7 protein-coding genes are annotated in these 6,263 nt (G+C 65.8%); 6 read left to right on the top strand and 1 reads right to left on the bottom strand.

The window, feature by feature from the left end:
• The 6 genes from A5681_RS24485 to ag85C all read left to right on the top strand — a co-directional run.
• Nucleotides 1–1,525: MMPL family transporter (locus A5681_RS24485; RefSeq protein WP_156738138.1), on the top strand; the 1,525-nt coding region annotated here is incomplete at its 5' end.
• A 24-nt stretch (nt 1,526–1,549) separates the two neighbouring features.
• Nucleotides 1,550–2,047 carry a metallophosphoesterase family protein gene (locus A5681_RS24480; protein WP_067281951.1) on the top strand — a complete coding sequence of 166 codons (498 nt, stop codon included), beginning with the start codon at nt 1,550–1,552 and terminating at the stop codon, nt 2,045–2,047.
• A gap of 57 nt (nt 2,048–2,104) precedes the next feature.
• Entirely contained in the window at nt 2,105–2,563 is a 459-nt protein-coding gene (locus A5681_RS24475) for a MarR family winged helix-turn-helix transcriptional regulator (protein WP_067281947.1), read from the top strand.
• Nucleotides 2,560–3,387: an ATP-binding cassette domain-containing protein gene (locus A5681_RS24470; protein WP_067281942.1), complete on the top strand. Its 828-nt coding sequence runs from the start codon at nt 2,560–2,562 to the stop codon at nt 3,385–3,387. The genes A5681_RS24475 and A5681_RS24470 overlap by 4 nt, the downstream gene beginning before the upstream one ends.
• A complete protein-coding gene (locus tag A5681_RS24465; protein ID WP_067281965.1) occupies nt 3,377–4,195 on the top strand; it encodes an ABC transporter permease in 819 nt (272 codons plus the stop codon). The genes A5681_RS24470 and A5681_RS24465 overlap by 11 nt, the downstream gene beginning before the upstream one ends.
• Before the next feature lie 225 nt (nt 4,196–4,420).
• Nucleotides 4,421–5,461 carry a diacylglycerol acyltransferase/mycolyltransferase Ag85C gene (gene ag85C, locus A5681_RS24460; protein ID WP_067281938.1) on the top strand — a complete coding sequence of 347 codons (1,041 nt, stop codon included), beginning with the start codon at nt 4,421–4,423 and terminating at the stop codon, nt 5,459–5,461.
• 37 nt (nt 5,462–5,498) lie between these two features.
• On the opposite strand, the gene A5681_RS24455 is transcribed toward ag85C, so the two are convergent.
• Nucleotides 5,499–6,209 carry a YoaK family protein gene (locus tag A5681_RS24455; protein WP_067281935.1) on the bottom strand — a complete coding sequence of 237 codons (711 nt, stop codon included), beginning with the start codon at nt 6,207–6,209 and terminating at the stop codon, nt 5,499–5,501.
• Nucleotides 6,210–6,263 lie beyond the last annotated feature (54 nt).

The raw sequence follows: 6,263 nt of genomic DNA, 5'->3' as shown, positions 1-6,263 counted from the left end.
GATGGTGCAGAGCATCACCAGGCCGCTGGGCGGTCCGATCGAGCACACGTCCATACCGTTCCAGATCAGCGCCCAGGCCATTCCGATCCAACAGAACCTGCGTTTCATGAAGGACCGCACGGACGACATGCTCAAGATGAGCGACGACCTGGGCGCGATGATCGCCTCGATGCAACGGATGCAGGCCCTTGTCGGGCAGATGAGCGGCGCGACCCATCAGATGGTCGGCGATATGCGCGAAATGCAGGCCACCCTCGACGAGATGCGCGACCACCTAGCCGACTTCGATGATTTCGCGCGGCCGTTCCGCAGCTATTTATATTGGGAGCCGCACTGTTTCACCATCCCCGTGTGTTGGGCGTCGCGGTCGGTGTTCGAGGCGATCGACGGTGTGGACAAGTTCAGCGAGGACATGAAGACGCTGATCAAAGACGTCAGCAACGTCGACGCCATATTCCCGCAGATGCTCGCCCAGTTCCCACCCATCATCGCCGTCGCCAAATCGATGCAGGGGACCCTGCTCACGATGCACAGCAGCTTCTCCGGCCTGATCACACAGATGGCGCAGATGACCGACACGGCGAGCGCGATGGGTCAGGCTTTCGACGCCTCCCGGAGCGGGGACTACTTCTACCTGCCGCCGGAAGCGTTCCAGAATCCCGATTTTCAGCGCGGTCTCAAGCTTTTCCTGTCACCGGACGGCAAGGCGGCACGCTTCATCATCACCCACGACGCGGACCCGGCGACGCCGGCGGGCATCTCGGCGGTGATGCCGGAGTTGGCCGCCGCGCATCACGCCGTGAAGGGGACGAACCTCACCGCCGCAAAGTTCGATCTGGCCGGGACGGCGGCCATCTATCGCGACATCCAGTCGGGCTCGCATTACGACCTGCTGATCGTGGGACTGGCGGCGCTCACCCTGATCTTCGTCGTCATGCTGATCATCACGCGTGCGCTGGTCGCATCGCTGGTGATCGTCGGCACGGTCCTGCTGTCGCTCGGCGCCGCCTTCGGGCTCTCGGTGTTGGTGTGGCAACACCTCTTCGGTCTCGAATTGAACTGGATCGCACCGGTATTCGGCTTGATCATCCTGCTCGCCGTTGGTTCCGATTACAACCTGTTGCTGGTGTCGCGCTTCCAGGAGGAGATCGGCGCAGGGCTGAGGACCGGCATCATCCGCTCGATGGGCGAGACCGGTGGCGTTGTCACCTCGGCCGGTTTGGTCTTCGCCTTCACGATGATGTCGATGGTCGCCAGCGATCTGCGCTCGATCGGACAGGCCGGCAGCACGATCGGCCTCGGCCTGCTGTTCGACACGTTGATCGTGCGGTCGCTGATGACTCCGTCGATCGCGGCGCTGCTGGGGCGGTGGTTCTGGTGGCCGATTCGCGTGCGGCCGCGCCCGGCCAGCTCCATGCTCCGGCCCTTCGGGCCGCGCCGCCTGGTTCGCTCCCTTCTCCTGGGTGAGCAGGCCGATGCGCCCACCTCGCGCCCCGCCAAGGCCATCGCGTCGACGGCCGGATAGAACGCGCTGGTGCAAGATGGGGTTGTGAGGCTGCTGCTGATTTCCGACACCCACGTCCCGAAACGGGCCCGCGACCTACCCGCGCGGGTATGGGACGAGGTGGATGCGGCCGACGTCGTCGTGCACGCCGGCGACTGGGTGGCGCCCGAACTGCTCGACGAACTCGAACGCAGGTCGGCCCGGCTGGTGGCGTGCTGGGGAAACAACGACGGTCCCGAATTGCGGGCGCGGCTGCCCGAGCGAGCGGACGCCACGCTGGCGGATGTGCGGTTCACGGTGGTGCATGAGACCGGCGCGGCGGCCGGCCGGGAAGCCCGGATGTCGCGGCTGTATCCCGAGAGCCAGGTCCTGGTGTTCGGGCACAGCCACATCCCCTGGGACAGCTGCACCGACACCGGGTTGCGCCTGCTCAATCCCGGCTCACCGACGGATCGCCGCCGGCAGCCCCACTGCACCTACATGACCGCCCACGTCGACGACGGGGCCCTGATCGACGTGATCCTGCATCGCCTCCCTAAGTAACGGGTACATACCTTCTGCACAGCTTCCCCACATAAATAGCTCGCCTACAGAGGTATTATGGAAAAGGTGCCGGCAACGACGGATGTGGTCACCGACGTGTTTCGCGTCGTCGGCAGGTTCCGCCGGCAGCTGCGGCGCTCGGCCGGCCGCGGATTCGACTCGTCGGCGCTGACCGAGTCGCAGTCCGAGCTGTTGTGGCTGGTCGCCCGGCAGCCGGGCATCTCGGTCAACGCGGCCGCCGCCGAGCTCGGGCTGGCACCCAACACGGCGTCGACCCTGGTCTCGAAATTGGTCTCCGGGGGACTGCTGGTCCGGACCGTCGGCGACCCGGACCGGCGGGTCGGGCGGCTACACCTGGCCGAACCGGCCCAGGACATCGTCGACGCGTCTCGGGCCGCGCGGCGGGCGGTGCTGGCCGAGGTGCTCGCCGAACTCGACGACGACCAGATCGAGTCTTTGACAAAAGGATTGGAGGTCATCGAGATGATGACCCAGACATTGGGGGAGCGACGATGAGCGGTTCATTGCCGATGGCGGTCGACGGCCGGCACCTGACCTACCGGTATGGCCAGTTCACCGCCGTCAACGACGTTTCATTGCAGGTGCGGACCGGCGAGACAATGGGCCTGCTCGGCCCGAACGGCGCCGGGAAGACGACGATGGTCCGAATGCTCACCACGCTGGCGCCGGTGCAGCAGGGTGAATTGCGGATCTTCGGGCTCGACGCCCGCCGCCAAACCACCGACATCCGCAGCAATATCGGCTATGTGCCGCAACAACTCTCGATCGAGCCCGCGTTGACGGGCCGGCAGAACGTCGAGTGGTTCGCGCGGCTCTACGGCGTGCCCCGGGCGGAGCGTTCGGACCGCGCCGAGCAGGCGCTGGCCGCGATGGATCTGCTCGACGTGGCCGACCGGTTGGCGGCGGCCTACTCCGGCGGGATGGTGCGCCGCCTCGAGGTGGCGCAGGCGCTCGTCAACCGCCCGTCACTGCTGGTTCTCGACGAGCCGACCGTCGGGCTGGATCCGATCGCGCGCGACGGCGTCTGGACGCAGGTGCAGAAGATGCAGGCGCAGTTCGGGATGACCGTGCTGCTGACCACCCACTACATGGAGGAGGCCGACGCGTTGTGCGACCGGGTCGCCCTGATGCACCGCGGTGAGCTGCGGGCGGTCGGCACACCCGCCAAGTTGAAGTCGACGGTGTCGCCGCAGGCGACCCTCGAGGACGTCTTCCGCCATTACGCGGCATCGGACTTGGCGGACGGGGAGTCCAGCGAGTCCGACGGCTCGTTCCGTGAAATCCGTTCCGCCAGAAAGGTTGCGCGCCGTGTCGGTTGATAGCGCCATGCCAGGTGCCCTGGTCCGCGCGCCGCGCGGATGGCAACGCGTGGGCGCCGTGGTCAGCCGGATTGGCGCGTTCGCAATCGTCGAGATGCAGAAGTTGCAGCACGACAGGACCGAACTCGTCACGCGAATGGTGCAGCCGGCGTTGTGGCTGCTGATCTTTGGGACCACGTTCAGCCACCTGCACGTCATCCATACCGGGTCGGTGTCCTACCTGGCCTTCCTGGCGCCGGGGATCATCGCCCAGTCCGCGCTGTTCATCTCGATTTTCTATGGGATACAGATCATTTGGGATCGCGATGCCGGTGTCCTGGCCAAGCTGATGGTGACGCCCGCGCCCGCGTCGGCGTTGATCACCGGCAAGGCGTTCGCGGCCGGCGTGCGTTCGGTCGCCCAGGTGGTCGGCGTGATGGCGTTGGCGTACCTGATGAATGTCGGCCTAACGGTCAATCCGCTGCGAATCGTGGCGGCCATGGCGGTCGTCATGTTGGGCGCCGCATTCTTCGCGTGCCTGTCGATGACGCTGGCCGGCCTGGTGCGTAACCGCGATCGCCTGATGGGAATAGGCCAGGCCATCACCATGCCGTTGTTCTTCGCCTCCAACGCGTTGTACCCGGTCGACGTGATGCCGGCGTGGCTGCACGTGCTGAGCCGGGTCAACCCGCTCAGCTACGAGGTCGACGCGTTGCGCGGCCTGCTCATCGGCACGCCCTTCAACCCGATGGACGTCATCGTGCTGGTGGTGGCGGCCGTGCTTGGAATCGCCGCGGCGTCAACGCTATTGCGTCGCCTCGTCGCCTAGCGGCGTTACCCGATGCGCCCCCGGCTGGGAAGTGCGGTGCATGGTTCCGATAACCAATCGTGACCGTACCGCAACGATTCCCGGCCGACTCCCAATCGTTAGCCAACCGCGATCCGAAGCTGCGGCCGTGACAGGCGATTCGCCCCGTCCCCACGTGTTTCACTGCCCAGCGAAGGGATTCGACCGCGGCACGCGGCAAACGAAAGTTGGGATGGGTAGAGAGCTATGAAGTTCTTCGGAGAGTTGCGGAAGTTGCGTGGCGCCGCGGCGGCCATGCCGCGCCAACTGGCGGTCGCGGCTGTGGGGGCTGCCCTGATGTCCGGCCTCGTCACTGCCGTCGGCGGCTCGGCTACCGCGGGGGCGTTCTCGAAGCCGGGCCTGCCGGTGGAATACCTGGAGGTACCGTCACCGTCGATGGGCCGCAACATCAAGGTCCAGTTCGAGGGCGGCGGACCCCACGCGGTCTACTTGCTCGACGGCTTGCGCGCCCAGGACGACTACAACGGCTGGGACATCAACACCCCGGCCTTCGAGGAGTTCTACCAGTCCGGCCTGTCGGTGGTGATGCCGGTCGGCGGCCAGTCCAGCTTCTACAGCAACTGGTACCAGCCGTCGTCGGGCAACGGTCAGAACTACACGTACAAGTGGGAGACGTTCCTGACTCAGGAGATGCCGCTGTGGCTGCAGGCCAACAAGCAGATCTCCCCGGCCGGTAACGCCGCGGTGGGCCTGTCGATGTCCGGCGGCTCCGCCCTGATCCTGGCCGCCTACTACCCGCAGCAGTTCCCCTACGCCGCTTCGCTTTCGGGCTTCCTCAACCCGTCCGAGGGTTGGTGGCCCACGCTGATCGGGCTGGCGATGAACGACTCGGGCGGTTACAACGCCAACAGCATGTGGGGTCCGTCCACCGACCCGGCGTGGAAGCGCAACGACCCGATGGTCCAGATTCCGCGACTGGTCGCCAACAACACGAGGATCTGGGTCTACTGCGGCAACGGGACCCCGAGCGACCTGGGCGGCGACAACATGCCGGCCAAGTTCCTGGAAGGCCTGACGCTGCGCACCAACCAGCAGTTCCAGAACAGCTACGTGGCCGCCGGCGGACGCAACGGGACGTTCAACTTCCCGGCCAACGGCACCCACTCGTGGCCCTACTGGAACCAGCAGTTGGTCGCGATGAAGCCCGACATCCAGCAGGTCCTGCTGGCCAGCAACACCACGGCCCAGCCGGCGCAACCGGCTCAGCCAGCACAGCCAGCCGCCTGACCCCCGAGCAGCATCGGCAGTAGCGCACCGGTCAGCGCTACTGCCGATGCTTTTTTTCGGACCGTTGCATCAACAGAGCGCGCCGGTCCTGGTGAAAGTAGGTGTACCCGGTCGTTACCGCACATAGGGACGTGGCCATCACCAGCATCCAGGTCCCGTTGACGACGACACTGATGAAGCCGCCCACCGCCGCGCCCACGACAAAGCTGGCCAACAGCAGGAAGTAACCGAGCCAGTCCGTGATGTTTCCACCACCAGCGATGTGGCGCTCGATGCCCTGGCCCATCTTGACGGTCGTGCCGGTCACATAGCTCAACGGCACCGAGACCTCGCCATCTTTGACAAAAGAGGTGTTCAACGCCCCGGTGCCAAACGCCAGCAGCATCATCGGCAAGAAATCGACGAGGTTCTCCTCCCAGCCCTCATCGAGGACGTCGACAACGGTGGCGGCCGCCAAACTGAAGGTGGTCAGCACCGTCGGGCCGTGCGGATGGTCCACCCAGAAGAATCGCCGGCACAGCGACGCAACGACCACGCCCGCGACGAACGCCGCAATCAGGAACCCGGCACTTGCGGCCAGCCACCCTTGCCCCGTGAAGTAACCGAGCACGGCGCGTTGGGCGTTACCGGTGATGAAAACCACGAAGTAGCCCGCGGAGTGGGTGAAGGAGATCGCGCCCACCACACCGGCCAGCACTGCCAGCACCCACGACAACCGCGCCTCGCTGTTGAAGGTTTCGCTTGCCACGCTGACATGCTGTCAGACGCTCGCCGCCCCCGCAGGGGACGCATAGCGAATTCC

This window comes from Mycobacterium scrofulaceum (assembly GCF_001667885.1).
Classification (GTDB): Bacteria; Actinomycetota; Actinomycetes; order Mycobacteriales; family Mycobacteriaceae; genus Mycobacterium; species Mycobacterium scrofulaceum_C.
The sequence above is the reverse complement of the archived record's forward strand: the minus strand, read 5'-3'. Positions and strand labels throughout refer to the sequence as shown.

Bases quoted from the DNA above. Each gene is read 5' to 3' on its own strand.
- A5681_RS24475 (WP_067281947.1), top strand. From the start codon at position 2,105: ATGGAAAAGGTGCCGGCAACGACGGATGTGGTCACCGACGTGTTTCGC.
- A5681_RS24470 (WP_067281942.1), top strand. From the start codon at position 2,560: ATGAGCGGTTCATTGCCGATGGCGGTCGACGGCCGGCACCTGACCTAC.
- ag85C (WP_067281938.1), top strand. From the start codon at position 4,421: ATGAAGTTCTTCGGAGAGTTGCGGAAGTTGCGTGGCGCCGCGGCGGCC.